A 24,693-nucleotide genomic window follows, 5' to 3' on the forward strand; every position below is an offset into this window, starting at 1 on the left:
CGCTGCCCTGCCATTGCTCGTATGGTTAAGCCGGACCCAAGGACTAGATGGAACGACATGCAAGCCAATCGATTGATTCTCAGCATCGCCGCTTTGTTGATACTGGCTGGTTGCGGCAGCCAGCGGACCCAGGAGCCGGCGGCGCGTAGTCCGGCCCAGGTGAAGGCTGAGATTGTGCGATTGCTGCCGGCCAAAGCCGCCGATCCCCAGGGGTGGGCCACGGATATCCAGGTGGCGTTTACCGCGCAAGACATCTCGCCGACCACGCAAAACCTGTGCTCGGTGCTGGCCGTGACCGAACAGGAGTCGACCTTTCAGGTCGATCCGAGCGTACCGGGCCTGGGCAAGATCGCCCGTGACGAGATCGACCGTCGCGCCGCCAAGGCACACATTCCCGGCCTGCTGGTGAGCGGTGCGTTGAAGCTCGACTCGCCCAACGGCAAAAGTTACAACGCCCGCCTGAATGCCGCGCGCAGTGAAAAGGAGCTGAGTGGCATTTTCGACGACTTCATCGGCATGGTACCGATGGGCAAAACCCTGTTCGGCGGCTTCAACCCGGTGCATACCGGCGGACCGATGCAGGTCAGCATCGATTTTGCCGAGCAGCAGGCCAAGGGCTACCCGTATCCGGTGCAGGGCTCGATCCGTCATGAAGTGTTCACCCGGCGCGGCGGCATGTATTTCGGCATCGCGCACCTGCTGGGGTATCCGGCGAGCTACCCACAGCCGCTGTACCGCTTTGCGGACTTCAACGCGGGTTGGTACGCCAGCCGTAATGCCGCGTTTCAAAACGCGGTGAGCCGGGCTTCCGGTATCCCCTTGGCGCTGGATGGCGACCTGGTGCGTTACGGTTCGATCATGCCCGGTACCACGGAACTGGCCGTGCGTACCCTCGGCAAGCAACTGGACATGCGCAATCCGACGATCCGCGCGCAACTGGAAGAGGGCAATACCCTGGCGTTCGAAGACAGCAAACTCTATCGACGGGTTTTCGAACTGGCCGAACGGGCCGAAGGTCGGCCGTTACCCCGTGAAGTGTTGCCGGGGATCGTGCTGCAAAGCCCGAAAATCACGCGCAAACTGACCACCGCGTGGTTCGCCAAACGGGTCGATGAACGTTACCAGCGCTGCATGGCGCGGGCAGGGAAGTAATCGGTTCTTCACACAATCCCGGGTAACTACTGTAGGAGCCAGCTTGCTGGCGATGGACTCCAGTGCGCCGTGTTTATCCAGCTCACCCGCGTTATCGTTAACGACCATCGCTGGCAGGCCAGCTCCTACAAGGGAACGTGCCCACGCTAAAACTGTAGGAGCCAGCCTGCTGGCGATGGACTCAAGTGCGCCGCGTTCATCCAGCTCACCCGCGTTATCGTTAACGACCATCGCTGGCAAGCCAGCTCCCACAGGGGGCCATGCCCACGCTGAAACTGTAGGAGCCAGCTTGCTGGCGATGGACTCCAGTGCGCCGCGTTTATCCAGTTCACCCGCGTTATCGTTAACGATCATCGCTGGCAAGCCAGCTCCCACAGGGGGCCATGCCCACGCTGGAAATGAAGCGATCTCCAAAACAGTGAAAGCTCCAAGCATAAAAAACCCGGCGGGTGAGGCCGGGTTTTCGTCGAGTCCTGCGGTAAAGCCCTGCATTCAGACAGCGCGGCTTTCGATCAGACGATCCGAACCGCCTTCAGCGACGCGGTTTTGCAGCAGTTTGTCGGAACCACCTTCAGCGACGCGGTTTTGCAGAAGTTTGTCCGAACCACCTTCAGCAACGCGGTTTTGCAGCAGTTTGTCGGAGCCACCTTCAGCAACGCGGTTTTGCAGCAGTTTGTCAGAGCCACCTTCAGCGACGCGGTTTTGCAGCAGTTTGTCGGAGCCACCTTCAGCGACGCGATTTTGCAGGAGCTTGTCAGAGCCGCCTTCGGCAACGCGTTTTTCCAGCAGGCGATCCGAACCACCTTCGGCCACACGATTCTCGATCAGGCGATCGGAACCACCCTCGGCCACACGGCTTTCAATCAGACGATCCGAGCCGCCTTCAGCGAACACAGGTTGAGCAGAGGTAGCGGCAAAAGCGTTAACTGCGAAAACCGAGAAAGCGATGCTGAGGAGGGTTTGGCGTTTCATGATGGTGTGCTCCGGGGTGCTTATGGGTGGGTATGGAGCAGATGTTACGCCGCGGATTTTTTAAGAGAACTTCATTGAGGTGATGGTGAACATCGATGGCAGTGATAGGACCTGCGCCATACCTCTTGCGAGCTTGATGGTGCGATCGTCGGATGGTCGCTGCATGGCAGGTGGCGGCTTCTACACTGGAAAGCTGGCGCGTTCCTCTGCCGGGACGGATGATGAGGCACTGCAGAGATCGCGGTGTGCAAGGAGACGATCATGTACCAGCTCTACGGCCATCAGAACTCCGGGGCCGCGGCCATCGAAGCCGCCCTTGAACTCTGTGATGTTCCTTATCGCTTCATCGATGTCGAGGCGTCCGCGGAGGCGGCCCATGCGCTGGAGAAACTCAATCCGCTCAAACAGATTCCGACCCTGCAACTCCCCGATGGCGCTGTCCTGACCGAGAGCGTGGCGATCCTGATTCACCTCGGGCTGAGCTTTCCCGCGTCGAGGTTGTTGCCCCAGGACCCGGCCGAGCGGGACCAGGCCATTCGCGCCATGGCGTACATCGTCAGCAATTGCTATGCGGCCATCGGCATCATCGATTACCCCGAACGCTGGCTGGCCGGGGCGGATGAGTCGTCCAGGCAGAACCTCATCGAGGGAACCCGCCGGCGCCTGCACTGGAGTTGGGAGGTGTTTGCCGACCAGTTTTCGGGCGAGCTGTATCTGGGCAGCGAGAAGCCAGGGGCCCTGGATGTGCTGACGGCGGTGATCTCGCGATGGGCGGGCAGTCGGGAACATTTGCGCACTGCGCGGCCCGGGTTTTTCGCCTGGCTGGAACGAATCGACCGTCACCCGGCTCTGGCACCGGTGTTCGCCCGGCATTGGCCGGCTTGAAAGCACCACTTACCCTGTGGGAGCGAGCTTGCTCGCGATGGGGCCATGTCGGTCGACATCTATGTTGAATGTCTGGCCGCTATCGCGAGCAAGCTCGCTCCCACAGGTTTTGGGGTGAATGTTGTGTCCGGATTTACTCCCCGCGAATGTACTGCTCCAGCTGGCGAATCAGCTCCGCCTGTTCGGCAATCGCTTCCTTGACCAGGTCACCGATCGACAGCAGGCCGATCAATTTGCCGCCTTCGACCACCGGCAAGTGACGCAGGCGTCTATCGGACATGATGCCCAGGCAGGTATCCACGGTTTGATGGGTGTCGACGGTAATCACCGGTGACACCATGATGTCGCGCACGGGCGTGCCCACCGAAGAGCGGCCGTGCAGCACCAGTTTGCGCGCATAGTCCCGTTCGCTGATGATGCCCAGCACTTCATCATTCTCCACCACCAACAAGGCGCCGACGTTTTTCTCGGCCATCTTCATCAGCGCTTCGAGCACCATGTGATCGGGTTTGATCTGGTGCACTTCCTGATTCTTCTGATCTTTGAGCTTGAGCAGTTGGGCGACGGTTTTCATGGTGGTTACTCGGGTGTTGTCGTTGTCCTTGAAGAATCGTAGACGCAAGCGCTCAGGGCAAGGGCGAAAGCGGCAGATAACACGCAAAAAACGTCATTCGGCGGTTTTTCTTCGGTAAACCCCTTATTTCCGGCCAGCACCTTACCTGTGGGAGCGGGCTTGCTCGCGAAAGCGGTGGGTCAGTCAATATTAATGCTGCCTGACACTACGCCTTCGCGAGCAAGCCCGCTCCCACAAGGTTCGGTGTCAGCCTGTTAGGCCTGCGGCAAACGCGCTATCGCGACGGATGACAGGTAGAATCCCCCTCTGAATCAACGTTGAGGTTTGCAGTGGTGGATCTACAGCAGGGCTTCGTCCTGACCCGGCATTGGCGCGACACCCCGGCCGGTACGGAAGTCGAGTTCTGGCTGGCGACCGACAGCGGTCCCCGGCGCATCCGCCTGCCTTGCCAGCCCTCGGTGGCGTTCATCCCTGCTGCGCAGCGTCTGCAGGCCGAAAGCGTCCTGCATGACGAGAAGAACGTCGAGCTCAAGCCCCTGGCCCTGCAGGATTTCGACCATCGTCCGGTCCTCGGACTCTACTGCCGGCAACATGGTCAGTTGATGCGCCTGGAAACCGCATTGCGCCGAGCCGGCGTCGACGTGTTCGAAGCCGACGTGCGCCCGCCGGAACGCTACATGATGGAGCGCTTCATCACCGCGCCGGTGCGTTTCAGTGGCACGCCGAATGCCGAGGGCCTGCTGCTCGACGCACAGATGAAACCCGATCCCGACTATCGGCCGAGCTTGAAACTGGTGTCCCTGGACATCGAGACCACGGCCCAGGGCGAGTTGTATTCCATTGCCCTGGAAGGCTGCGGCGAGCGTCAGGTGTACATGCTCGGCGCGCCCAATGGCGACGATAGCCAGGTGGATTTCCAGCTCGAGTACTGCGATTCGCGGACCCTGTTGCTGAAAAAGCTCAATGACTGGTTTGCCCGGTTCGACCCCGACGCGATCATTGGCTGGAACGTCGTGCAGTTCGACTTGCGGGTGCTTCACGAACACGCCCGGCGCCTGGCGGTGCCCTTGAAACTGGGGCGTGGCGGCGAGGAAATGCAGTGGCGCGAACATGGCAACGGCAACCATTACTTCGCTTCAGCCGCTGGCCGCCTGATCATCGACGGTATCGAGGCCCTGCGTTCGGCGACCTGGAGTTTCCCCTCGTTCAGCCTGGAAAACGTCGCGCAAACCCTGCTCGGCGAGGGCAAGTCCATCGACAACCCGTACCAGCGCATGGACGAAATCAATCGTATGTTCGCCGAGGACAAACCGGCGCTGGCCAAATACAACCTCAAGGATTGCGAACTGGTCACGCGGATCTTCGCCAAGACCGAGTTGCTCACCTTCCTGCTGGAGCGGGCCAGCGTCACGGGACTGCCGGCCGATCGCATGGGCGGTTCGGTGGCGGCATTCACCCACCTGTACATGCCGCTGATGCACCGTCAGGGTTTCGTTGCGCCGAACCTCGGTGGCAAGCCACCTGAAGCCAGCCCGGGCGGGTTCGTCATGGATTCGCAACCGGGACTGTACGAGTCGGTGTTGGTGCTCGATTACAAGAGTCTCTATCCGTCGATCATCCGCACCTTCCTGATCGACCCCGTGGGGCTGATAGAAGGGCTCAAGCACCCGGACGACAGCGAGTCGGTGCCGGGTTTTCGCGGCGCACGCTTTTCCCGCACCCGGCATTGCCTGCCGTCCATCGTCGCCCGGGTCGCCGAAGGCCGGGAAACCGCCAAGCGCGAACACAACGCACCGCTGTCCCAGGCGCTGAAAATCATCATGAACGCGTTCTATGGGGTGCTCGGCTCCAGCGGTTGTCGCTTCTTCGACACGCGCCTGGCGTCCTCCATCACCTTGCGCGGGCACGAGATCATGCTGCGCACCCGCCAGTTGATCGAGGCCCAGGGGCATGCGGTGATCTACGGCGACACCGATTCGACGTTCGTCTGGCTGCGTCGCGCCCACGGCCAGCAGGAGGCGGCACAGATCGGCCAGGCGCTGGTCGCGCACGTCAATCAGTGGTGGCGCGAGCATGTGCAGCAGGAATACGGCTTGCAAAGCGTTCTCGAATTGCAGTTCGAAACCCACTACAAGCGCTTCCTGATGCCGACCATTCGCGGTGCCGAAGAAGGCAGCAAAAAGCGCTACGCCGGACTGGTGACCCGCGCCGATGGCAGCGACGAAATGGTCTACAAGGGCCTGGAGACCGTGCGCACCGATTGGTCGCCGCTGGCCCGGCAATTCCAGCAAGAGCTGTATTCGCGGATCTTCCTGCGCAAGCCCTATCAGGATTACGTGCGTGACTACGTGCGCAAGACCCTGGCCGGCGAGTTCGATGACCGGCTGGTTTATCGCAAACGCCTGCGCCGCACCCTCGATGACTACCAGCGCAACGTCCCGCCCCACGTACGCGCGGCGCGCCTGGCCGATGAGTACAACGACAGCCAGGGTCGCCCACGGCAGTACCAGAACGGCGGCTGGATCAGCTACGTGATCACCGTCGCCGGCCCCGAACCGCTGGAAGTGCGCAGCGCGCCCATCGATTACGACCACTACATCACCCGGCAACTGCAACCGGTGGCGGACGCGATACTGCCGTTTGTCGACGACGACTTCTCAACCCTGATTGGGGGGCAGCTGGGCCTGTTTTGAGTCCATCAGCGACAAGGTCCAGTCATCCAGGATGCCGTGGAAGTACTGGTTCAAGGCTTGCTGGAAAAGGCTGTCGGCGGTATCGACCTGGGCGAACAGGGTCATCGAGGAATGAAATTTCAGGTCGTCGGGATGACCGAAAATCCCGGCCACCGAGCGCTCCCGGATGTTCAGCACTTCCTGGGTGCAGGTGCGCAGACGGGCGCCGAGCAACGGATGCTCAAGGTAGGCCAGGGCCTCCTCCCGCGAGCGGATGGCAAAGCGGCGCGACATCTCGCTGTCGCCGAGCCCGGCGAACTGCGGAAAAATGAACCACATCCAGTGACTGCGCTTGTGTCCGTTGTTCAGCTCGTCTTGAACCCGGTCGAATACCGGGTCCTGAGCCTGGAGAAAGCGTTGCAGATTGAACGGGTCCAGGTGGTCGGTGCTTCTCATGGCGAAGCTCTCTGACTGCGTTGGCTCAGACCATGGCCAGTCGCTGTTTGCGTTGTGGCGCATGAAACGCGTGGTCCAACGCCTCCAGATCCCCGGGTTCAAGTTGCAGCGTGGCGGCTTGGGCATTGAGTCGCACATGCTCGGGCCGGACTGCTTTGGGGATGGCGATCACGCCATCCTGGCGCATTATCCATGCCAGCGCCACCTGTGCTGGCGTCACGCCGTGCCGGGCGGCCACCTGCTTGAGCGTGGCATTGGCGAGCATTTTTCCACCCTGGCCGATCGGGCAGTAAGCCATGACCGGCAGCCGCTGCTGTTGGCTCCAGGGTAACAAATCAAATTCTATGCCGCGCTGCTCCAGATTGTAGAGCACCTGATTGGTGGCGCAGGCCGGGGCATCCAGCTCCAGCAGGTCGTCGAGGTCGAAGTTGGACACGCCCCAACGACCGATCTTGCCGGCTTCGCGTAGGCGCTCGAAGGCGTCGACGGTTTCCTGCAGCGGGTACTGGCCGCGCCAGTGCAGCAGATACAGATCGATGTAATCGGTGCCGAGCCTGCGCAGGCTGCGCTCGCACGCCTGGGGAATGCCCTGGCGGCTGGCGTTGTGCGGGTACACCTTGCTGACCACAAAGACGCTGTCGCGCTGGCCGGCGATGGCATCGCGGACCACTTCCTCGGCGCCGCCTTCGGCGTACATTTCAGCGGTGTCGATCAGGGTCATGCCCAGCTCGATGCCCAGGCGCAGTGCCGCGACTTCTTCCCTGTGCCGAGAGCGGTCCTCGCCCATCTGCCAGGTGCCCTGGCCAATGACGGGCACCTGGGCGCCAGCCAATTGAAGCGTGCGCATGCAAACCTCCTGTGTGTATACGGTGTTGTAGGAGCTGCCGCAGGCTGCGATCTTTTGATCTTGAACAATCAACAATCAACGTCAAAAGATCGCAGCCTGCGGCAGCTCCTACAGGGAGTGTGGACCGTTTTCATGATGTTCTGATCCGTTTTTTCTTTGAACATTCCCCTGCCAGTGATCGATTGGTGTCGCCCGATACTGCACTTTTTCGAAATGTCCGGCTCTATCCATGGCAGCCTGCGGCGATCCCCACCGTCGGCCCATGCCCAAGTTCAAGAACCCATGGCTCGAGTTTCACCCGCGAACAGCACAAAAATCCGCCGTCATTGCCTGCTGCTGGCAGGTCTGTCGATGTTCTTCGTCACCGGTTGCAGCCAGCAGCAGGGCGGCGACATCATCACCCAGATGCGTGAAGGCAAACCCCAGGAGTTCCTGCAGACCAGTGTCGACCGCATGGCCACCCTGACCATGCGCGACAACCTCGACAGCCTTTACCTGCTCATGGGCAAGCTCTACCTGCGCAACCCCGATGAGCTGAAAAAGTCCGGTTTCCTCGATGCCCGTACGGCCGGCAAGCAAGTGCGCATGGCCATTGAACAGCAGCAGCCATTACCGACCCTGGGCGGCAAAAAAGACCTGGCGGCCCTGCGTTTTGCCATGAGCCCGGAATTTCTCGGCGATCGGGTCGGAGCGTTCATCTATGCCATTGGCAGCATGCTGGTGACCGCCCATGGCAATCGCACCGAGTTCTACATGACCGATACGATCAACCCGGTATTCGTCAGCAATGCCGCACGCAACATCGAGATTGCCACCTGGATCCTCAGCCAGCGCCAAGACAAGCAAGGCCAACCCCTGCTGTTTTCCAACGAAATCTCGGAGGAGGGCAGCAACCTGAGCTTTGCCGTCGAGTTCGGCAAGATCGTCGCCCGCCTGGACCTGCTGACCCAGATGCTCGACGAACGCTACCGGCGCATCGGCCTGAACTATGCCCAGAGCCTGCTGTTCCTGAATTTCCTGCCGGTGCAGTGAGTCCGACACGGAACCCTGTGGGAGCGAGCTTGCTCGCGATGACTGAGTGTCAGTCGCCATTGATGCCAACTGACACACCGCTATCGCGAGCAAGCTCGCTCCCACAGGGTTACATGATGGTTACGGAATAAAGATAGATCGCATCGATATAACTGGTTATAAGAAATATCGCTATGCTGCGGGCCAGATTTCCCCTGCGATCTTTGTGGACGTATCAATGGATTTAGTGAACATCGGGTTGGTCGTGGCCGGGTTGGTGGTTGGCTTTATTGTCGGCATGACTGGCGTCGGTGGCGGGTCGCTCATGACCCCGATCCTGCTGTGGTTCGGTATCAACCCGGCGACGGCAGTCGGTACCGATCTGCTCTACGCGGCGATCACCAAGTCCAGCGGTGTTCTGGTTCACCGAAAGAACAACAACATCGACTGGGCGATTACCGGTTGGCTGACCCTTGGCAGCGTGCCGGCGGTGGCACTGACGTTGTGGTTCCTGAGCAGCCTGCACTCCAGCCCCGATGCGATGAACGCGATCATCAAGCAGGCCCTCGGCTTTGTGTTGTTCGCCACGGCGCTGGCGATTCTGTTCAAGAAGCGCCTGCTGGATTTCGCCCACAAACGTGCTGGCGGCCACTACAACCCCAGCGGCTCGCGTCTCAATGTCCTGACGGTCATCACTGGCCTGGTCCTTGGCACCATGGTCGCGCTGACGTCCATCGGCGCCGGTGCACTGGGCACCGTGGCCCTGTTCATTCTCTATCCGATGCTGCCGACCCGCCGCCTGGTCGGCACTGAAATCGCCCACGCCGTGCCGCTGACCCTGGTCGCCGGCCTCGGCCATGCGAGCATGGGCAACATGGACTGGCAGGTCCTGGGTTACTTGCTGGTGGGGTCGTTGCCGGGGATTTACCTGGGCAGCCACCTGACCGGGCGCATCTCCGACGAACTGCTGCGCCCTTGCCTGGCGACCATGCTGTTGCTGATCGGCTACAAACTGGCGTTCTGATCCGGGCCGCCACGCCAGCTTCACTCGCGGGTGAATATTTCCAGCAGATGCCCGTCCGGGTCATCGAAATACACCCGCCGTCCTCCCGCGTAATCATTGATCTCCCTCAGGCGCTGCTTACCCGGGTCGGCCCACCATGGCTGACCGTTGGCCAGCAGGCGGGCGAAGGCCGCATCGAAGTCCTCGTCGCCCATCAGGAATGCGTAGTGCTGGGACGCTATCGGCGGGTCGTTGTCGTAGAAATCCAGTGACACGCCGTTATCCAGTTTGACGATCAGCATCGGCCCGAAGGGCTCCGGGGCGGGCAGGCCAAGGAGGCCGGTCAGGAAATTCGCCGAAACCTGCTTGTCCCGGCACCAGACGATGGTGTGGTTCAATTGAGTGCTCATGCCCAGGTCCTCACGACGGATCAGGCGGGTTGTCATGAGTCTTCAGATTAGCCCAGCCTGTTGCGCAATGACCGCCCTGACCTAAGCTTGGGACAAGGCGAAAAAATTTGCGGTACGTCACCCGGAACAATCGCCGCGATGCGCAATCATTAGAGCGTGGATATCAAAAAGGAGATGCGCATGCTCATCAGGTCACTGACCATGGCTATCTTGCTGGCGATTGCCGGCACCTCGTTCGCCGCCGATGGCGACTCACCGCTGGACATGGACAAGGGCAGGGCCCGGCCACTGATTGTCATCGCTCCAAGCACTGTGGATCCGACCTGGGTCAGCCTGAAAAAGTCGCTGGATGAGCCGGCCAATCGCAAGGGGTTCACCGACCGCAACATGGTGCTCTACACCGTGCTCAACCTGATGGGCCAGCGCGACGGCAAAGACCTCGGGCCACAGGACACGGCGGCGCTGATCCGCTCGCTCAAGCTGGGTGCCGGCGCCAAGACCAAGGTGATTCTGGTCGGCAAGGACGGCGAAAAGAAACTGGAACAATCGGACGCCATCAAGCTGGACGAGATCTTCAGCGCAGTCGATCAGTTGCCGGCGGCCGAGAAAGAATTTACCGCGACAGTGGCCGCTCCCGTCGCTGAAGCCGAGCCGGCGGCCAAAGGCGCCAAGCCCGGGAAAAACAGCAAACCGGCCAAACCCGCCAAGCCGCCGGAAATGCCGGATGATTGATCCGGCCCTGAATCCTGGTGGTAAGCAATTAACCTGTGGGAGCGAGCTTGCTCGCGATGGGGACCTGACATTCAACATTTATATTGACTGTTGCGACGCCATCGCGAGCAAGCTCGCTCCCACAGGTTTCGTGTGTTAACTGATCAGTATTAACCTCCAGTTTTTTTCTCTGGGAGCGCGAACCAGACTTATTGGGCAAGGGCACTCAAAATCTGATGCGCAATCCTGACCCGCTGCGCATTCGGGAAGTTTTTGTTGGCCAGCATCACAATGCCGATCTCCTTCGATGGCACGTACGCCACGTAAGCGCCAAAGCCACCGGTTGAGCCTGTCTTGTTGATCAGCACGTTCTGCGGTTGCGCTTGCGGCGGGTTCAGCCACTGGACTTTGTGCGCCTCCATGGCCATCGGCGTGGAGTTGCCGTCCAGCAAGCGATCCAGTGTGATCGGGTAGCGATACATCTCCCAGCCCAGGCCCTGGGTCATATCGCCAACGCTGTAGTAGGCGCTATGAGTCAAGGCGATGGCTTGCTGCAACGGCTTGTCCAGAGACGCCGGCTTCATGTTTGCGCCGACGTAGGCCAGCAAGTCAGAGGCGCTGGTCTTCACCCCGTACGCCTCGGAATCCAGCGCCCCCGGAGTGACCCGCACCGGCTTGCCGTCCTTGTTGTAGCCCTGGGCGTACAGCGCCATCTGGTCCTGCGGTACATGCACATAGGTGTGCTTGAGGCCCAGTTTCGGCAGCAGGTTTTTCTCCATCAGGTCATCGAACGGCTGGCCCATGCTGTGGGCGGCGAGGTAGCCGAACAGGCCAAGGCTGGGGTTCGAATACAGTCGGTGGCTGCCGGGGGCGTAGAGCGGTTTCCATTGTTTGTAGTAGCCGAGCATTTTGTCGGCCGAATCATATTCGGCAGGAAATTGCAGCGGCAGGCCGCCGGCGCTGTAGGTACCCAGTTGCAGCACGCTGATGTGGTCGAAAGCGCTGCCACGCAAGGCCGGCAGCACTTGGCTGGCCTTGTCCGACAGTGACAGCTTGCCCGTGGCCTGGGCGTAGGCGGCGAGGGTGGCGGTGAAGGTTTTGCTGACGGAGCCGATTTCGAACAGGGTGTCCTGTGTGACGGGGCTGCCGGTTTCCTTCGAGGCGACGCCATAGTTGAAGTAGTGCGCTTGGCCGTTGACGGTGACCGCCACGGCCATGCCGTGGATACCTTCGGCCTGCATCACCGGTTGTACGGCGGCGTTCACCAGCGTCTCGATTTGATCCTGTGCCACGCACTGGCCTGCGGCAAATATCGCCATGCCGGCGGCGATGGTTTTCAGCCTGTCCATGTGGGTTTCATCCGTCGTTGATTCAGTTGCGCGCCATTTTAGGGGGTTAAGCGCTATGCTCCGAGCGCTTTTTAACCCGGCCGCCAACAGGCGGCCACGCGCAACCCTTGAATCAACTCACTTGGCGATTCAACCCACTGGGCGTTTCAACGCACCAGGCACGGCCGCTTGTTGTCGAACTTCCAGCCCGGAATCAAAAACTGCATCGCCACGCTGTCATCCCGCGCCCCCAGGCCCATGCCTTTGTACAGTTCATGAGCTTTGGCGACCTGATCCATGTCCAGCTCGACTCCCAGCCCCGGTTTCTGCGGCACCTGCACGCAGCCGTCGACGATTTGCAGCGGGGCCCTGGTCAGGCGCTGGCCGTCCTGCCAGATCCAGTGGGTGTCGATGGCGGTGATCTCGCCCGGCGCGGCTGCCGCGACATGGGTGAACATCGCCAGGGAAATGTCGAAGTGGTTGTTGGAGTGCGAACCCCAGGTAAGGCCCCATTCGTGGCACATCTGCGCCACGCGCACCGAACCCTGCATGGTCCAGAAGTGCGGATCGGCCAGGGGAATGTCAACCGACTGCAACTGGATCGCGTGGCCCATCTCCCGCCAGTCGGTGGCGATCATGTTGGTTGCGGTTTTCAGCCCCGTGGCCCGGCGGAATTCAGCCATGACTTCGCGTCCCGAGTAACCGTTTTCCGCCCCGCACGGGTCTTCGGCGTAGGCCAGCACGCGGTGCTGATCGCGGCACAGGCGGATGGCTTCCTTCAGTGACCAGGCCCCATTCGGGTCGAGGGTGATTCGCGCATCGGGGAAACGTTCGGCGAGGGCGGTGACCGCTTCGATTTCGGCGTCGCCGCTGAGCACGCCGCCCTTGAGTTTGAAGTCCTTGAAGCCATAGCGCGCGTGAGCCGCCTCGGCCAGGCGGACCACCGCCTCGGCGGTCATGGCTTTTTCGTGACGTACGCGGAACCAGTCGTTGTCGGCGTCTGGCTCGCTGCGGTAGGCGAGGTCTGTTTCGTTGCGATCGCCGACATAAAACAGATAGCCCAGCATCTTCACTTCATCGCGCTGCTGGCCTTCGCCAAGCAGGGCGGCGACCGGCACGTCCAGGTGCTGGCCGAGCAGATCGAGCAGCGCGGCTTCGAGGCCGGTGACGGCGTGGATGGTGATGCGCAGGTCGAAGGTCTGCAATCCGCGACCGCCGGCATCGCGGTCGGCAAAGGTCTGGCGTACCTGGTTGAGAATCTTCTGGTAAGTGCCGATCGGGCTGCCGACCACCAGGCTGCGTGCGTCTTCCAGGGTCTGGCGAATGCGCTCGCCACCCGGTACTTCGCCGACGCCGGTGTGGCCGGCGTTGTCCTTGAGGATCACGATATTGCGGGTGAAAAACGGGCCGTGGGCGCCGCTGAGGTTGAGCAGCATGCCGTCGTGGCCGGCCACCGGAACAACCTGCATGCTGATGATGATCGGGGCTTTGGCGATGTCGTGTGCGGTCATGTTGTTATCCTTTTAAACCAATGATTCAGGCGTGGTGGGGCGCTGGTTTGCCCGGTGCGGTGACGGGGGCGACCTTGGGTTTGTTGCGTGCGGCAAAGACGATGATTGCGGCGATGATCGAGGTCGCGGCCAAGCCGTAGAGTCCGCCCTGGATGGAGCCGGTGCGTTCCTCCAGCAGGCCGAACGTGGTCGGTGCGACGAAGCCGCCGAGGTTGCCCACCGAGTTGATCAGCGCGATGACACCGGCGGCGATGCGTGCGTCCAGGTAAGCCTGGGGAATCGGCCAGAACAGCGACGAGGCCGATTTGAACCCCAGCGCCGCGAAGCAAATCGCGACGAAGGCGAAGACCGGCCCGCCGGTGGTGGACATGAACATCCCGGCAGCGGCGATCAGCAGGGCCGCGGCGACCCAGGCTTGCTGATACTTCCACTTGGCCGACAACGAGGCGAAGGCATACATGCCGACAATCGACAGCAGCCACGGAATCGAGTTGAACATTCCGACCTGGAAGTCGCTGAGGTCGCCCATCTTCTTGATGATGCTCGGCAGCCAGAAGGTCGCGGCGTAGATGGTCAGCTGGATGAAGAAGTAGATCACGCAGAACAGGATGATCTGGCGATCCTTGAGCAATTTGCCCAGTGACGGCTTGATCGGTGTGGCGGCTTCGCGGGCCAGTTGTTCGTCGTCGATGGCCTTGACCAGCGCGTCCTGCTCGTCGCGGCTCAGCCATTTGGCATCGTGGGGTTTGGAATCGAGCCAGAACCAGACAAAAACACACAGACCCACCGAGAACATGCCTTCGATGAAGTACATCCATTGCCAGCCATGCATCCCGAATCCACTGATTTGCAGCAGCAAACCGGACAGGGGGCCGGAGATCAGCGAGGCAATCGCCGAGCCGCTGAGGAAAATCGCAATCGCCTTGCCGCGCTCCACGCCAGGTAGCCAGCGGGTGAAGTAGTAGATCACCCCGGGAAAGAATCCGGCCTCGGCCACGCCCAGCAGAAAACGCAGGATGTAGAAGTGGGTTTCGTTCTGGATGAATGCCATGCCCGCGGCGACCAGGCCCCAGGTCAGCATGATCCGCGTCAGCCAGATACGTGCACCGACTTTTTGCAGGAGGATGTTGGAGGGCACTTCGAACAGCGCATAACCGATGAAGAACAGGCCGGCACCCAGGCCGTACGCGGCAGCGCCAATGCCCAGGTCGTGTTCCATGTGGGCGCGGACGAAACCGATGTTCACTCGATCAATGTAATTGACGATGAACATGATGACGAACAGCGGCAAGACGTGACGTTTGACTTTGGCGATGGCGGACTTCAGCGCTGAATTGGCGTCGTCGTGCATCCCGGAGACGGATGTATTCACTGCGTTTTCTCCCACTCGTTATTTTTATGCGGGGTGAAGCTGAGTGCTGCGTTGTTGATAGACATCATACAACTAGGTTTTTTGATCTTGCAACCGCCTTTGTTCAATGAAATGGCGCCGTTCTAGAGGTTTTTTATTCTGTTGATGGTGGGTGGTGGCCTTTTAAATGAATCAATATGGGCTGATTGTTGAGTGTTGTCATACAAGTTGAGCAAGATTTTTCAGGATTCCCGCCCGGCGCGGTGCTACGATTCGATAGCCTTGATTTCCGGACACCTTCATGCAAGAAGACCTCGAAGCACCCGCCCGCAAGCGCAGCCACAACCTGGCCCATGACCTGGTGGAGAAACTGACCCAGCGCATCCTGCTCGGCCAGATGTTGCCCGGCGACAAGCTGCCGTCGGAAAACACCATCGTTCAGGAGCACGGGGTCAGTCGCACGGTGGTGCGCGAGGCGATCTCGAAGTTGCAGGCCTCGGGGCTGGTGGAAACCCGGCATGGCATTGGCACGTTCGTGATCGAGCGCGCACCGGAGCAGGGGCTGCGGCTGAATGTCGACACTGCGTTGGGAGTGCGCAGCATTCTGGAATTGCGCATGGGCCTGGAAACCCAGGCGGCGGCGCTGGCGGCAACTCGCCGCACCGATCTGCAACTGGCGCAGATGCGTGAAGCGCTGGACGACTATCAAAGCCTGCTGGCCAACAACGACAGTTGTGTCGAAGCGGACCGGCGTTTTCATCTGCTGATCGCCGAAGCCACCGGCAACGTCTGCTTCACCGAAATCATGCAGCACCTGGGCAGCGCCATGATCCCGCGCACCCGGGTCAATGCCGCCGAGCGGGGGGCCGTGGACTTGAGCAAGCTCGGCGAGTTGGCCAATCTTGAGCACGAGGCGATCCTCAATGCCATCAAGCGCCAGGACCCGGACGCGGCGCGGGCGGCGATGTGGTTGCACCTGACCAACAGTCGTGACCGGTTTTCGGCTAGCTGATAGTCAGTGACACCGTGTCATCGTTCTTCGCGAGCAAGCCCGCTCCCACAGGTTCTGGGGCGTGCTCAGGAACCGCGGAAACCATAAAACCCTGTGGGAGCGAGCTTGCTCGCGATAGCGCCAGACCTGACAGCGCAAAACCTGAATCAGCCCCTGACAGCCTGAACAACCACAGCCCGCCGCTCCAGATTCAACGCCAGCACACTCGCCAACACCACCAGCCCGCCGACCACGATCATCAACGTCGGCCGTTCGCCGAGCGCATAAGACGCCATCACCATCGCCGTCGGCGGCGTCAAATACAGCGTCATGGTCGCCCGGCTCAAATCGACATGCGCCAGCACATAGGCCCAGGCCAGGTACGCCAGGGCACTGGGGAATATCCCCAAGGCAATCACTGCCCACTGCACGCGCATCGGCGCCAGGGCGACTTGATCCACAAGGCCGGGCAGAAAAATCAACAGCAGCACCGTACCGGACCACACCGTGTAGCACACCAGCGTCAGCCCGTCGTAACGCCCGGTGTGATGTTTTTGCAGGGCAAAGTAGAGGCTCCAGGACACCGCCGCCAGCAGGATCAACAAGCCGTGGGCGTCAATGCTGCCCAGGCCATGATCGCCCGCTACCACTATCACCACGCCAAACAACCCGAGCAGCACACAACCCCAGCGCCACAGGCTCACCTGATCCTTGAACACGAAGCGCGCGATCAATGTGCTGAACAGCGGCGTGGTCTGGGCCAGGACGCTCGAAGCGCCTGCGCTGACTCCCTGCTGCCCGAAGTTGATCGCTACGTGATGCAGGCTCACGGCAAAGAAACCCAGGCCGAACATCAGCGGCAAGTCTCGCAGGCTGGGCAGGCGGATGCCTTTGATGACCGCGACCACGGCCATGAACACGGAGGCCAGCAGGAAGCGCAGCAGTGCCAGGTGCACGGGGTCGTAGGCCTGCAAACCGATATGGATGCCGGTCGGGGAATAACCCCAGCACGCCACGACAAACGCCATGGCCAGAATGATTTTCCAGGGTGAAACGGGGGAGGGTGTGAGCGGCGTCATGGTCGTGCACCTGTGGGCTGATGCACGGAGTATCAGAAAGCGCATCGTTCGCCACAACTGACTTATACTGCGCTAACCGTTCACTATTGGTGATGTATGGAGCTGGCGCAGATTCGCATGTTCAAGACCGTGGCCGACGTCGGCAGCATTGCCCGCGCGGCCGAACTGCTGCATTGCGTGCCGTCCAACATCACGGCACGGATCAAGGCCCTCGAGGCTGAGCTGGGTGTCGCGCTGTTCCTGCGCGAAGGCCGAGGGCTGCGCATCAGCCCGTCAGGGCAGACCTTCCTGGTCTACGCCTCGAAAATTCTCGCCCTGACCGCCGAGGCCAAGCGGGCGGTCGATCCTTCGGCCGAACCCTCAGGGCCGTTGCGCATCGGCGCCATCGAGTCGTCGGCCACCGGGCGATTGCCGCGCCTGCTGGCGAAATTCCACAAGCGTTTCCCGCAGGTGGCGCTGGAGCTGACCACCGGCGCCTGGGGGCAACTGCTCGATGACACGCTCAATCACAAGCTCGACGGCGCCATCGTGGCGGTGGATGTCGAGCGTTCGCACCTCAAGCGCACGCCGATGTATCGCGAAGAATTGCTGCTGATCGCCTCGACATCCCTGGGGCCATTGCGCGACATCAGCGATTTGCAGGACCAGACCGTGTTCATGTGGCCCCAGGGCTGTCCGTACCGGGCGGCGCTGGAGCATTGGTTGTTGCGACAGGGGCAGGCACTGCCGATTGTCAGCCTGGCCAGTTATGGCGCGATTGTCGGTTGCGTCAGCGCCGGGGCCGGCGTGGCGCTGGTGCCCAAGGGGATCTTCGACCAATACGCCAAAGGCGCGGGATGCGCGGGGTTTGAGTTCCCTGAGCTGACCGCCGTCGACAACCTGTTTTACTGGCACGAAAACGCCGGGGTGCACCCGGCGCGTGAGGCGTTCGTGGCGATGCTCCGCGAAGAATTTGCCTGACGCAGTACCTGTGGGAGAGCCTGTGGGAGCGAGCTTGCTCGCGATGACGGAGTGTCAGTCGCCAACAATATTGACTGATACACCGCTATCGCGAGCAACCTCGCTCCCACAGGGTTTTGTGTGTATTTGAAGGTCAGTTCACACCTACGTCCCGCATCAGCAAACCAAACTGCAGATCCACCGCATCCGGTATCGGCAAATACACCGTGTGCCCATCCCCCGGTGCAACGTCGATCGCTCCACCCTTGGCGTTCTGCAACTGATGCAGGTCGAAGTGGAAGTTGCCCTTGGGCGTCATCAGCTCCATGTGGTCGCCCACGCCGAAGCGGTTTTTCACCTTGACCTCGGCCAGGCGATCCCGACGCTGCCCGGTCAGCTCACCGACAAACTGTTGCCGTTCCGACACCGAGCTGCCGTTCTGGTAGTTCTGGTATTCGTCATGCACATGCCGGCGCAGAAAACCTTCGGTGTAGCCGCGCTGGGCGAGGGATTCCAGGTCGGTCATCAGGCCGCGATCGAAGGCCCGGCCCGCCACCGCATCGTCGATGGCCCGGCGATAAACCTGGGTGGTGCGCGCGCAATAAAAGTGCGATTTGGTCCGGCCTTCGATTTTCAGCGAGTGCACGCCCATCCGTGTCAGGCGTTCGACGTGCTGCACGGCGCGCAAGTCCTTGGCGTTCATGATGTACGTGCCGTGTTCGTCTTCGAAGGCGGGCATCTGTTCGCCGGGACGATTGGCTTCCTGCAACAGGAACACCTGATCGGTGGGCGCGCCGATGCCCAGGGTCGGTTCGGGATCGAATGCCTGCACGATCTCGCCGAGCTGGTTTTCCGTGGCCGGTTGCGCCGAGTATTTCCAGCGACAGGCATTGGTGCAACTGCCCTGATTGGCGTCGCGCCTGTTCATGTACCCCGACAGCAGGCAGCGCCCGGAATAGGCCATGCACAATGCGCCATGCACGAACACTTCCAGTTCCATGGCTGGCACTTGCTCGCGGATTTCGGCGATCTCTTCCAGCGACAGCTCCCGCGACAGGATGATCCGGCTCAAGCCTTGCTGCTGCCAGAACTCGACACTTGCCCAGTTCACGGTATTGGCCTGCACCGAAAGGTGGACCGGCATCTGCGGGTAGTGCCGGCGCACCAGCATGATCAGGCCGGGGTCGGACATGATCAGCGCATCGGGGGCCATGGCGATCACCGGTTCAAGGTCCTTGAGGAAGGTCTTGAGCTTGGCGTTGTGCGGCGCGATGTTCACCACCACGTAGAAGCGCTTGCCCTGCGCCTGGGCCTCGCGAATGCCGAGGGCGAGGTTGGCGTGGTCGAATTCGTTGTTGCGCACCCGCAGGCTGTAGCGCGGCTGGCCGGCGTACACGGCATCGGCGCCATAGGCGAAGGCATAACGCATGTTTTTCAGGGTGCCGGCGGGGGCGAGCAGTTCTGGCGCGGTGAGGTTCATGGCGGTGTCGGTCGCAAAAGCCGCGCAGGGTAAACGCTCGGCACGGAGCGTTTATTGACCTGGATCCATGTCTGATCAACAAAGAGATGGCACTCGCGCGAGCCGTAGCGGACTAAACATCAGGGCCCAAGTGTTGCGTCCCGGCAGGCATGGATCGGATATGAACGAAGAAACCCTGAAAGACAGATCGCTGACCGTCCTTCTGGCCCTGGTGAGCGTCGCCTTCATCTGGATCCTGCTGCCGTTCTACGGCGCTGTGTTCTGGGCGGTAATCCTCGCCATCCTCTTTGCTCCGCTGCAACGACGGCTGCAGCTGAAGTTCGGCTGGGAGCGCAACCTTACGTCACTGCTCACGCTGAGCATCTGTCTGTTGGTCGCGATCCTGCCAGTGATAGTCCTCAGCAGCCTCCTGGTCCAGGAGGGGGTCGCGCTCTACAAGAACATCGAGAGCGGCGAACTGGACATCGCCGGGTACGTGACGCAGTTCAAGCACATCCTGCCGCCGTATTTCCAGCAACTGCTGGACCGCTTCGGTATGGGCGAGCTGAACGGGCTGCGAGAGAAAATCGTCAAGAGTGCGATGACCGGCGGGCAGGAACTGGCCGCCAAGGCCTTCATTTTTGGCCAGGGCACGTTCGAGTTCATCGTCAGTTTCTTCATCATGCTGTACCTGTTGTTCTTCTTCCTGCGCGACGGCGCGGAACTGGCGCGCAAGGTGCGTGCGGCGGTGCCGTTGGAGGAACAGCAGAAACGTCGTTTGCAGCTCAAGTTCAATCGTGTGGTACGGGCCACGGTGAAGGGCAACCTGCTGGTGGCGATCACACAAGGCGCGCTGGGTGGCCTGATTTTCTGGTTCCTGGACATTCCCAGCGTATTGCTCTGGGCGGTGTTGATGGCGTTTCTGTCGCTGTTGCCGGCGGTGGGGGCGGGGATTGTCTGGGTGCCGGTGGCGGCGTTTTTCCTGCTCACCGGGGCGATCTGGCAGGGCGTGGTGCTGGGATTGTTCGGGATCTTCGTGATCGGCCTGGTGGATAACGTGCTTCGACCGATTCTGGTGGGCAAGGACACCCGGATGCCGGACTACATGATCCTGATCTCGACCCTCGGCGGCCTGGCGATTTTCGGGCTGAACGGCTTTGTCATCGGCCCGTTGATCGCGGCCCTGTTCATGTCCAGCTGGGACATTTTCATCGAAACCAAACCGCGGGTGCAGCTGCCCTAGGCGCTGAGCCTGCCGGACTGGCCGGTGCCGATGCGTTGCGACAGCTCCCGGGCGGCGGGCAGCGAAGTGAGCGGGCCGCTGATCTGCACACCGTCCTGCACCAGATACCAGCAGGCGAGCATGCCCAGCTCTCTGAGCTGTGCGGGGACGGCGCTGCCGATAACGGACATGATCTGAACCTGGGACATGAAAAGTACCTCCATCAATCTGTGGAGCTACTTTAAAGTCCGGGTGCCTCGAGGAGTAATCAACACTCTCAATAGTGGTCATTGATGCCAGCGGGGGCAATCGACCGTTGGTCGGTCAGTTGACCACCTGATCGAGCATGTTCACCACTTCCTGCTCGTTGAGCAGGCCCTTGCGCACCAGGTTTTGCGTCAGCAGCGAGAGAAACTTGGCGCTGCGATGACCTTCCAGGTGCTTGAGTTCGGTCAGTGCGTTGTACACCTTGCTGGAGGTGCACAGACCGACGATGCGGTGCGGGTTTTGCGTTGGCATGTGGTCGTCCTTGTTGTTATCAACCTGTTTTCGACGGACAGCACCGAGCTTGCGGATCTGTCATGACAAAAATATGACCGTTTTTTGCCACGCGGCAGAAAACCGGTCGAGTCCATCTTGCCCGATTCTGCCGCGCGCACTGTCCCGATAGCGACCTTGGCGAGATTTATCCAGACCTGCACCGATCAACGGGCATAAAAAAGGTTGTTCACGCACCGCGGGGGAACACCGATACCTGTAGGAGCGAGCTTGCTCGCGATGGCGGTCAACGATGATGCGGGGGAGCCTGACACCCCGCGGTGCTCTCAGGTTTTTCGTCGGAACGCCGCCCGGAGCAAGCTCGGCCTAGTTGCTTGGTGGTGCACGTGTTCCCCTGTAGGAGCTGCCGGAGGCTGCGATCTTTTGATCTTGATCTTCAGCAATCTCCAGATCGCAAAAGCAATATCAAAAGATCGCAGCCTTCGGCAGCTCCTACAGATGCCCGGGATTCCGTGAAGTCCCATAAAAAAGCCCCGCTGTTTCAGCGGGGCTTGATGAGTTCGTTACCAGCGGCCGTGTCGCGGGCCGTAGTAGCCGCGTGGCGGGCCGTAGTAGCCACGGGGTGGCCCATAGTAGACCGGGGCCGGGCGGTAGTAGATCGGTTGCTGCACGTAGACCGGGGCCGGCTGGTAGTAAACCGGGGGCGGTGGCGCGTAATAAACCGGAGGCGGTGGGGCGTAGACCGGTTGCGGCGCGACATAGACCGGGCGGTTGGCATTGATCAGAGCCGAACCTACGATGGCAGTACCGACAATCGCGCCAAACACCGCCGGACCCTGCCAGTAATTACCACCACCATGGGCTTGCGCCTGTCCCGCGATAGCGAGGGCGCCGATCAGCAAGGCTACTGTGGGGATTTTACGGATCATGATAGTTCCTCGGTTCTTCAGCCCGGCGCCTGTGCCTGCAATAGACCCAGGGATTGTCGCGGGGATACTACTAAGACAGCGTTTTTTCGAAAAACAGCACGGCCGCCAGGTAAATTTTGTGTAAGGTCTGTACCGACTTTCTTACCGACCTGGTCAAGCCCGTGCGTCCAGGCTTTCATGATCGATCAGATCCAGATGGACGGCTAATCCCGTCCATCCGAAAAGTGCATTTGAAGGAGCTTTGCCATGCAGATGAACCCCAACAAAGACACCCAACTGTGCATGTCCCTTTCAGGGCGCCCCGGGAACTTTGGCCTGCGTTTTCATAATCATCTGTATGAACAACTGGGCCTGAACTTCTACTACAAGGCCTTTGCCAGCCAGGACCTGCCGGGCGCCGTCGCCGGCATTCGCGCCCTGCGCATTCGTGGTTGTGGGGTGTCGATGCCGTTCAAGGAAGCCTGCATTGCCCTGGTGGATGAACTCGACGCCTCTGCCGCCGCTATTCAATCGATCAACACCATCGTCAACACCGACGGTCATCTCAAGGCCTACAACACCGATTACATCGCTGTTGCCCAGTTGCTGGAAAAACACCAGGTGCCCAAGGACTCGACCTTTGCCCTGCGCGGCAGCGGCGGCATGGCCAAGGCCGTGGCGAGTGCCTTGCGCGATGGCGGCTATGAGAACGGCCTGATCGTGGCCCGCAACGAGCGCGCCGGGCAGGCGCTGGCGCAGTCGTTGGGCTATGAGTGGCAGGCAGAGCTGGGCAGTCGTCGCCCGCAGATGCTGGTCAATGTCACCCCGATCGGCATGACGGGAGGGCCGGAGGCCGAGCAACTGGCCTTTGAGGGCGATGTGATCGAAAAAGCAGACACCGTCTTCGATGTGGTAGCGATCCCCTCGGAAACACCGTTGATCGTGCGTGCCCGTGCCGAAGGCAAGCGGGTCATCACCGGGCTGGAAGTGATCGCGATCCAGGCGCTGGAGCAATTTGTGCTCTATACCGGTGTACGGCCGACGGATGAGCAATTCCAGAAGGCCGTGGCGTTTGCCCGCAGCTAGGAGGTGTCCATGCATCCCCCCATTCTCAATTTGAACACCGTCGAGCTTGAACCGCTGCCCGAAGCGTTTGCACCGACCGGTGAAACCGCCGGTCGCTATCAGCAGCGTCTGGCCCGTGTCGGTCAACTGCTGGGGGCAAAAAAGCTGGGTTATCGCCTGTATGTGCTGGAGCCGGGCATGCGCGGCAGTCCGTTTCACAGCCATCGGGTCAATGAGGAAATGTTCTACGTCGTGGCCGGGGAAGGGCAGGTGCGCCTGGGAGACGAGCGATTTCCAATCCGCGCCGGTGATGTAATCGCCTGTCCACCGGGGGGGCCTGAAAAGGCCCATCAGATCATCAATACCAGCAACGGCGAGTTGCGGTATCTGGCGGTCAGCACCCAGCAATCACCGGAGATCTGCGAATACCCGGACTCCGGCAAATATGCCGTGATGGATGACTTCAAGGTCGATGCCGAGGGCAATGCATCCGGATTTGTTGCGGTGGCCCGGCAGGCGGATGGGGTGGATTACTGGGACGGGGAGTAATCAATCACACATGCCAGCCAGCCCATAGATCCACTGTGGGAGCGAGCCTGCTCGCGAAAACGTCGGCACATCCAACATTGATGTGACTGACAATCCGCTTTCGCGAGCAGGCTCGCTCCCACAGGTTCAGTGTCGATCACACATGCCAGCCAGCCCACAGATCCACTGTGGGAGCGGGCTTGCCCGCGAAAGCGTCGGCTCATCCAGCATTGATGTGACTGACAATCCGCTTTCGCGAGCAAGCCCGCTCCCACAGGTTTTGTGTCAATCACACATGCCAGCCAGCTCACAGGTTTTGTGCCTGGCAAACCTCCAGGCTATTCGAGCCGAGCCAGTCTTTCTTCCAGCGCCGCAATCCGCGCTTCCAGTTCTTCGATCCGTTCTACCGAAACCCCGCTGTTGCCACGTTCGACCGGGTTTTGCCGTGCCGCCATGATCGCCTCGATATCCGCCGGGTCGCCCAGGGCGTGGGTATAGCGGTCTTCGCGCTGGCCGGCCTGACGCGGTATCAGCACGGCCAGGCCCCGGGCAATCAGGCGTTCGAGTTGATGCACAACCTGTTCGGCGTCTTCGAATTCATGCATGCGGCCGCTGCGGGTCAGCAGTTCATTGACGGTCTGCGGGCCGCGCAGAAACATCAGCCCGGTCAGGATCACCTGCGCCGGCACCAGTTCCAGGGCCTTGTCGACCTTGTGTTCCCAACGGTCGGCACGGCTGCCCATCACCAGCCTGGCGAAGCCGCGCCCTTCGAGCGCGCGCAGGCTCTGGCCGACCTGGCCCGGCGTCAGGTTCATCACCGGCTCGCGGCTGGTTTTCTGGTTGCAGGCGATCACCAGGGCATTGAGGGTCAGGGGATAGGTTTCCGGGCTGGTGGCCTGTTTCTCGATCAACGAACCCAGAATGCGAATTTCCGTACTGTTGAGCCGCGGTTCGTCGAAAGTCGTCTCTTGCTCAGTGCTCATGGTTCTGCATCCTTAGCTGATTCATGTTTTTCACTTGCGTGAGCGCACTTTGACATCGCCCGTTCGGACTAGGCAAGGCTAACGATTCTGCCGCGACCGGCTGGCGCCAGACTTCATGCTCAAAGGGGTGTTGCGCCA

The 24,693-nt window shown here is 60.8% G+C and carries 25 protein-coding genes; 11 read left to right on the forward strand and 14 right to left on the reverse strand.

The annotated features are described in order from the left end of the window. Positions 1-57 precede the first annotated feature (57 nt). Positions 58-1,152, forward strand: coding sequence for a DUF1615 domain-containing protein (locus AC07YV_RS24870; RefSeq protein ID WP_102701849.1), 1,095 nt, complete (start codon positions 58-60; stop codon positions 1,150-1,152). Between the two features lie 492 nt (positions 1,153-1,644). Here AC07YV_RS24870 and AC07YV_RS24875 read toward each other — a convergent pair whose 3' ends face one another. Next, the gene (locus AC07YV_RS24875) at positions 1,645-2,124 is read right to left on the reverse strand and encodes a phage infection protein (RefSeq protein WP_102701850.1); all 480 of its coding nucleotides are present in this window, start codon (positions 2,122-2,124) and stop codon (positions 1,645-1,647) included. Positions 2,125-2,385: 261 nt separating this feature from the next. On the opposite strand from AC07YV_RS24875, the gene AC07YV_RS24880 reads away from it, so the two are divergent. After that, positions 2,386-3,009, forward strand: coding sequence for a glutathione S-transferase family protein (locus AC07YV_RS24880; protein WP_102701851.1), 624 nt, complete (start codon positions 2,386-2,388; stop codon positions 3,007-3,009). Positions 3,010-3,142: 133 nt separating this feature from the next. Here the strand turns inward: AC07YV_RS24880 and AC07YV_RS24885 are convergent, their stop codons facing one another. Further along, the gene (locus AC07YV_RS24885) at positions 3,143-3,583 is read right to left on the reverse strand and encodes a CBS domain-containing protein (protein ID WP_007976812.1); all 441 of its coding nucleotides are present in this window, start codon (positions 3,581-3,583) and stop codon (positions 3,143-3,145) included. Positions 3,584-3,915: 332 nt separating this feature from the next. Here AC07YV_RS24885 and AC07YV_RS24890 point away from each other — a divergent pair, with 332 nt between their 5' ends. Continuing rightward, a complete protein-coding gene (locus AC07YV_RS24890; RefSeq protein WP_173900854.1) occupies positions 3,916-6,276 on the forward strand; it encodes a DNA polymerase II in 2,361 nt (786 codons plus the stop codon). Here AC07YV_RS24890 and AC07YV_RS24895 read toward each other — a convergent pair. Both AC07YV_RS24895 and AC07YV_RS24900 read right to left on the reverse strand, forming a co-directional pair. Further along, the gene (locus tag AC07YV_RS24895) at positions 6,241-6,711 is read right to left on the reverse strand and encodes a DUF1810 domain-containing protein (RefSeq protein WP_102701853.1); all 471 of its coding nucleotides are present in this window, start codon (positions 6,709-6,711) and stop codon (positions 6,241-6,243) included. The genes AC07YV_RS24890 and AC07YV_RS24895 overlap by 36 nt on opposite strands. Positions 6,712-6,736: 25 nt before the next feature. After that, entirely contained in the window at positions 6,737-7,558 is an 822-nt protein-coding gene (locus AC07YV_RS24900) for an aldo/keto reductase (protein ID WP_102701854.1), read from the reverse strand. Between the two features lie 282 nt (positions 7,559-7,840). Between AC07YV_RS24900 and AC07YV_RS24905 the strand changes: the two genes are divergently transcribed. Both AC07YV_RS24905 and AC07YV_RS24910 read left to right on the forward strand, forming a co-directional pair. Continuing rightward, on the forward strand, positions 7,841-8,590 hold the full coding sequence (locus AC07YV_RS24905; RefSeq protein ID WP_102701855.1) for a hypothetical protein: 750 nt from the start codon (positions 7,841-7,843) through the stop codon (positions 8,588-8,590). A 217-nt stretch (positions 8,591-8,807) separates the two neighbouring features. Further along, the gene (locus AC07YV_RS24910; RefSeq protein ID WP_095967456.1) at positions 8,808-9,593 is read left to right on the forward strand and encodes a sulfite exporter TauE/SafE family protein; all 786 of its coding nucleotides are present in this window, start codon (positions 8,808-8,810) and stop codon (positions 9,591-9,593) included. 20 nt (positions 9,594-9,613) lie between these two features. Here AC07YV_RS24910 and AC07YV_RS24915 read toward each other — a convergent pair whose 3' ends face one another. Next, the gene (locus AC07YV_RS24915) at positions 9,614-9,982 is read right to left on the reverse strand and encodes a VOC family protein (protein WP_102701873.1); all 369 of its coding nucleotides are present in this window, start codon (positions 9,980-9,982) and stop codon (positions 9,614-9,616) included. A gap of 180 nt (positions 9,983-10,162) precedes the next feature. Between AC07YV_RS24915 and AC07YV_RS24920 the strand changes: the two genes are divergently transcribed. Continuing rightward, positions 10,163-10,714, forward strand: a complete 552-nt coding sequence (locus tag AC07YV_RS24920) for a DUF4174 domain-containing protein (protein WP_102675653.1) — start codon at positions 10,163-10,165, stop codon at positions 10,712-10,714. 188 nt (positions 10,715-10,902) lie between these two features. On the opposite strand, the gene ampC is transcribed toward AC07YV_RS24920, so the two are convergent. From ampC to AC07YV_RS24935, 3 genes are all read right to left on the reverse strand, one after another. After that, positions 10,903-12,012 carry a class C beta-lactamase gene (ampC, locus tag AC07YV_RS24925; protein ID WP_494990361.1) on the reverse strand — a complete coding sequence of 370 codons (1,110 nt, stop codon included), beginning with the start codon at positions 12,010-12,012 and terminating at the stop codon, positions 10,903-10,905. A gap of 176 nt (positions 12,013-12,188) precedes the next feature. After that, positions 12,189-13,532: a glucarate dehydratase gene (gene gudD, locus AC07YV_RS24930; RefSeq protein WP_102701857.1), complete on the reverse strand. Its 1,344-nt coding sequence runs from the start codon at positions 13,530-13,532 to the stop codon at positions 12,189-12,191. A 25-nt stretch (positions 13,533-13,557) separates the two neighbouring features. After that, on the reverse strand, positions 13,558-14,904 hold the full coding sequence (locus AC07YV_RS24935; RefSeq protein WP_102701858.1) for an MFS transporter: 1,347 nt from the start codon (positions 14,902-14,904) through the stop codon (positions 13,558-13,560). A 280-nt stretch (positions 14,905-15,184) separates the two neighbouring features. Between AC07YV_RS24935 and AC07YV_RS24940 the strand changes: the two genes are divergently transcribed. Further along, complete coding sequence (locus tag AC07YV_RS24940) at positions 15,185-15,895, forward strand: FadR/GntR family transcriptional regulator (protein WP_007976831.1); 711 nt, start codon at positions 15,185-15,187, stop codon at positions 15,893-15,895. A 146-nt stretch (positions 15,896-16,041) separates the two neighbouring features. On the opposite strand, the gene AC07YV_RS24945 is transcribed toward AC07YV_RS24940, so the two are convergent. Then, positions 16,042-16,953 carry a DMT family transporter gene (locus AC07YV_RS24945; RefSeq protein ID WP_102701859.1) on the reverse strand — a complete coding sequence of 304 codons (912 nt, stop codon included), beginning with the start codon at positions 16,951-16,953 and terminating at the stop codon, positions 16,042-16,044. Between the two features lie 96 nt (positions 16,954-17,049). Between AC07YV_RS24945 and AC07YV_RS24950 the strand changes: the two genes are divergently transcribed. Next, positions 17,050-17,913: a LysR substrate-binding domain-containing protein gene (locus AC07YV_RS24950; protein ID WP_102701860.1), complete on the forward strand. Its 864-nt coding sequence runs from the start codon at positions 17,050-17,052 to the stop codon at positions 17,911-17,913. Positions 17,914-18,046: 133 nt separating this feature from the next. Here the strand turns inward: AC07YV_RS24950 and trhP are convergent, their stop codons facing one another. Then, positions 18,047-19,372 (reverse strand): prephenate-dependent tRNA uridine(34) hydroxylase TrhP, encoded by a 1,326-nt coding sequence (gene trhP / locus AC07YV_RS24955; protein WP_102701861.1) that lies wholly within the window; start codon positions 19,370-19,372, stop codon positions 18,047-18,049. A 160-nt stretch (positions 19,373-19,532) separates the two neighbouring features. On the opposite strand from trhP, the gene AC07YV_RS24960 reads away from it, so the two are divergent. Beyond that, positions 19,533-20,594, forward strand: coding sequence for an AI-2E family transporter (locus AC07YV_RS24960; protein ID WP_102701862.1), 1,062 nt, complete (start codon positions 19,533-19,535; stop codon positions 20,592-20,594). Here AC07YV_RS24960 and AC07YV_RS24965 read toward each other — a convergent pair. The 3 genes from AC07YV_RS24965 to AC07YV_RS24975 form a co-directional block, all read right to left on the reverse strand. Then, positions 20,591-20,782 (reverse strand): hypothetical protein, encoded by a 192-nt coding sequence (locus AC07YV_RS24965; protein WP_095967442.1) that lies wholly within the window; start codon positions 20,780-20,782, stop codon positions 20,591-20,593. The genes AC07YV_RS24960 and AC07YV_RS24965 overlap by 4 nt on opposite strands. Positions 20,783-20,897: 115 nt before the next feature. Continuing rightward, positions 20,898-21,092: a hypothetical protein gene (locus AC07YV_RS24970; protein ID WP_007976845.1), complete on the reverse strand. Its 195-nt coding sequence runs from the start codon at positions 21,090-21,092 to the stop codon at positions 20,898-20,900. A gap of 542 nt (positions 21,093-21,634) precedes the next feature. After that, positions 21,635-22,000, reverse strand: a complete 366-nt coding sequence (locus tag AC07YV_RS24975) for a hypothetical protein (RefSeq protein WP_102701863.1) — start codon at positions 21,998-22,000, stop codon at positions 21,635-21,637. 246 nt (positions 22,001-22,246) lie between these two features. Between AC07YV_RS24975 and AC07YV_RS24980 the strand changes: the two genes are divergently transcribed. Next, entirely contained in the window at positions 22,247-23,065 is an 819-nt protein-coding gene (locus AC07YV_RS24980) for a shikimate 5-dehydrogenase (protein WP_102701864.1), read from the forward strand. 9 nt (positions 23,066-23,074) lie between these two features. Then, complete coding sequence (locus tag AC07YV_RS24985; RefSeq protein WP_102701865.1) at positions 23,075-23,593, forward strand: cupin domain-containing protein; 519 nt, start codon at positions 23,075-23,077, stop codon at positions 23,591-23,593. 317 nt (positions 23,594-23,910) lie between these two features. On the opposite strand, the gene AC07YV_RS24990 is transcribed toward AC07YV_RS24985, so the two are convergent. Further along, entirely contained in the window at positions 23,911-24,555 is a 645-nt protein-coding gene (locus tag AC07YV_RS24990) for a YceH family protein (RefSeq protein WP_102701866.1), read from the reverse strand. Positions 24,556-24,693: the final 138 nt, after the last annotated feature.

The sequence above is a fragment of the Pseudomonas sp. GW456-E7 genome (assembly GCF_059424105.1).

Bases quoted from the DNA above. Each gene is read 5' to 3' on its own strand.
- trhP (WP_102701861.1), bottom strand. From the start codon at position 19,372: ATGAACCTCACCGCGCCAGAACTGCTCGCCCCCGCCGGCACCCTGAAA.
- AC07YV_RS24940 (WP_007976831.1), top strand. From the start codon at position 15,185: ATGCAAGAAGACCTCGAAGCACCCGCCCGCAAGCGCAGCCACAACCTG.
- AC07YV_RS24980 (WP_102701864.1), top strand. From the start codon at position 22,247: ATGCAGATGAACCCCAACAAAGACACCCAACTGTGCATGTCCCTTTCA.
- AC07YV_RS24960 (WP_102701862.1), top strand. From the start codon at position 19,533: ATGAACGAAGAAACCCTGAAAGACAGATCGCTGACCGTCCTTCTGGCC.
- AC07YV_RS24870 (WP_102701849.1), top strand. From the start codon at position 58: ATGCAAGCCAATCGATTGATTCTCAGCATCGCCGCTTTGTTGATACTG.
- AC07YV_RS24990 (WP_102701866.1), bottom strand. From the start codon at position 24,555: ATGAGCACTGAGCAAGAGACGACTTTCGACGAACCGCGGCTCAACAGT.
- AC07YV_RS24885 (WP_007976812.1), bottom strand. From the start codon at position 3,583: ATGAAAACCGTCGCCCAACTGCTCAAGCTCAAAGATCAGAAGAATCAG.
- AC07YV_RS24975 (WP_102701863.1), bottom strand. From the start codon at position 22,000: ATGATCCGTAAAATCCCCACAGTAGCCTTGCTGATCGGCGCCCTCGCT.
- AC07YV_RS24920 (WP_102675653.1), top strand. From the start codon at position 10,163: ATGCTCATCAGGTCACTGACCATGGCTATCTTGCTGGCGATTGCCGGC.
- AC07YV_RS24985 (WP_102701865.1), top strand. From the start codon at position 23,075: ATGCATCCCCCCATTCTCAATTTGAACACCGTCGAGCTTGAACCGCTG.
- AC07YV_RS24880 (WP_102701851.1), top strand. From the start codon at position 2,386: ATGTACCAGCTCTACGGCCATCAGAACTCCGGGGCCGCGGCCATCGAA.
- AC07YV_RS24895 (WP_102701853.1), bottom strand. From the start codon at position 6,711: ATGAGAAGCACCGACCACCTGGACCCGTTCAATCTGCAACGCTTTCTC.
- AC07YV_RS24875 (WP_102701850.1), bottom strand. From the start codon at position 2,124: ATGAAACGCCAAACCCTCCTCAGCATCGCTTTCTCGGTTTTCGCAGTT.
- AC07YV_RS24900 (WP_102701854.1), bottom strand. From the start codon at position 7,558: ATGCGCACGCTTCAATTGGCTGGCGCCCAGGTGCCCGTCATTGGCCAG.
- AC07YV_RS24950 (WP_102701860.1), top strand. From the start codon at position 17,050: ATGGAGCTGGCGCAGATTCGCATGTTCAAGACCGTGGCCGACGTCGGC.
- AC07YV_RS24905 (WP_102701855.1), top strand. From the start codon at position 7,841: ATGGCTCGAGTTTCACCCGCGAACAGCACAAAAATCCGCCGTCATTGC.
- gudD (WP_102701857.1), bottom strand. From the start codon at position 13,532: ATGACCGCACACGACATCGCCAAAGCCCCGATCATCATCAGCATGCAG.
- AC07YV_RS24945 (WP_102701859.1), bottom strand. From the start codon at position 16,953: ATGACGCCGCTCACACCCTCCCCCGTTTCACCCTGGAAAATCATTCTG.
- AC07YV_RS24915 (WP_102701873.1), bottom strand. From the start codon at position 9,982: ATGAGCACTCAATTGAACCACACCATCGTCTGGTGCCGGGACAAGCAG.
- AC07YV_RS24910 (WP_095967456.1), top strand. From the start codon at position 8,808: ATGGATTTAGTGAACATCGGGTTGGTCGTGGCCGGGTTGGTGGTTGGC.
- AC07YV_RS24970 (WP_007976845.1), bottom strand. From the start codon at position 21,092: ATGCCAACGCAAAACCCGCACCGCATCGTCGGTCTGTGCACCTCCAGC.
- AC07YV_RS24965 (WP_095967442.1), bottom strand. From the start codon at position 20,782: ATGTCCCAGGTTCAGATCATGTCCGTTATCGGCAGCGCCGTCCCCGCA.
- ampC (WP_494990361.1), bottom strand. From the start codon at position 12,012: ATGGCGATATTTGCCGCAGGCCAGTGCGTGGCACAGGATCAAATCGAG.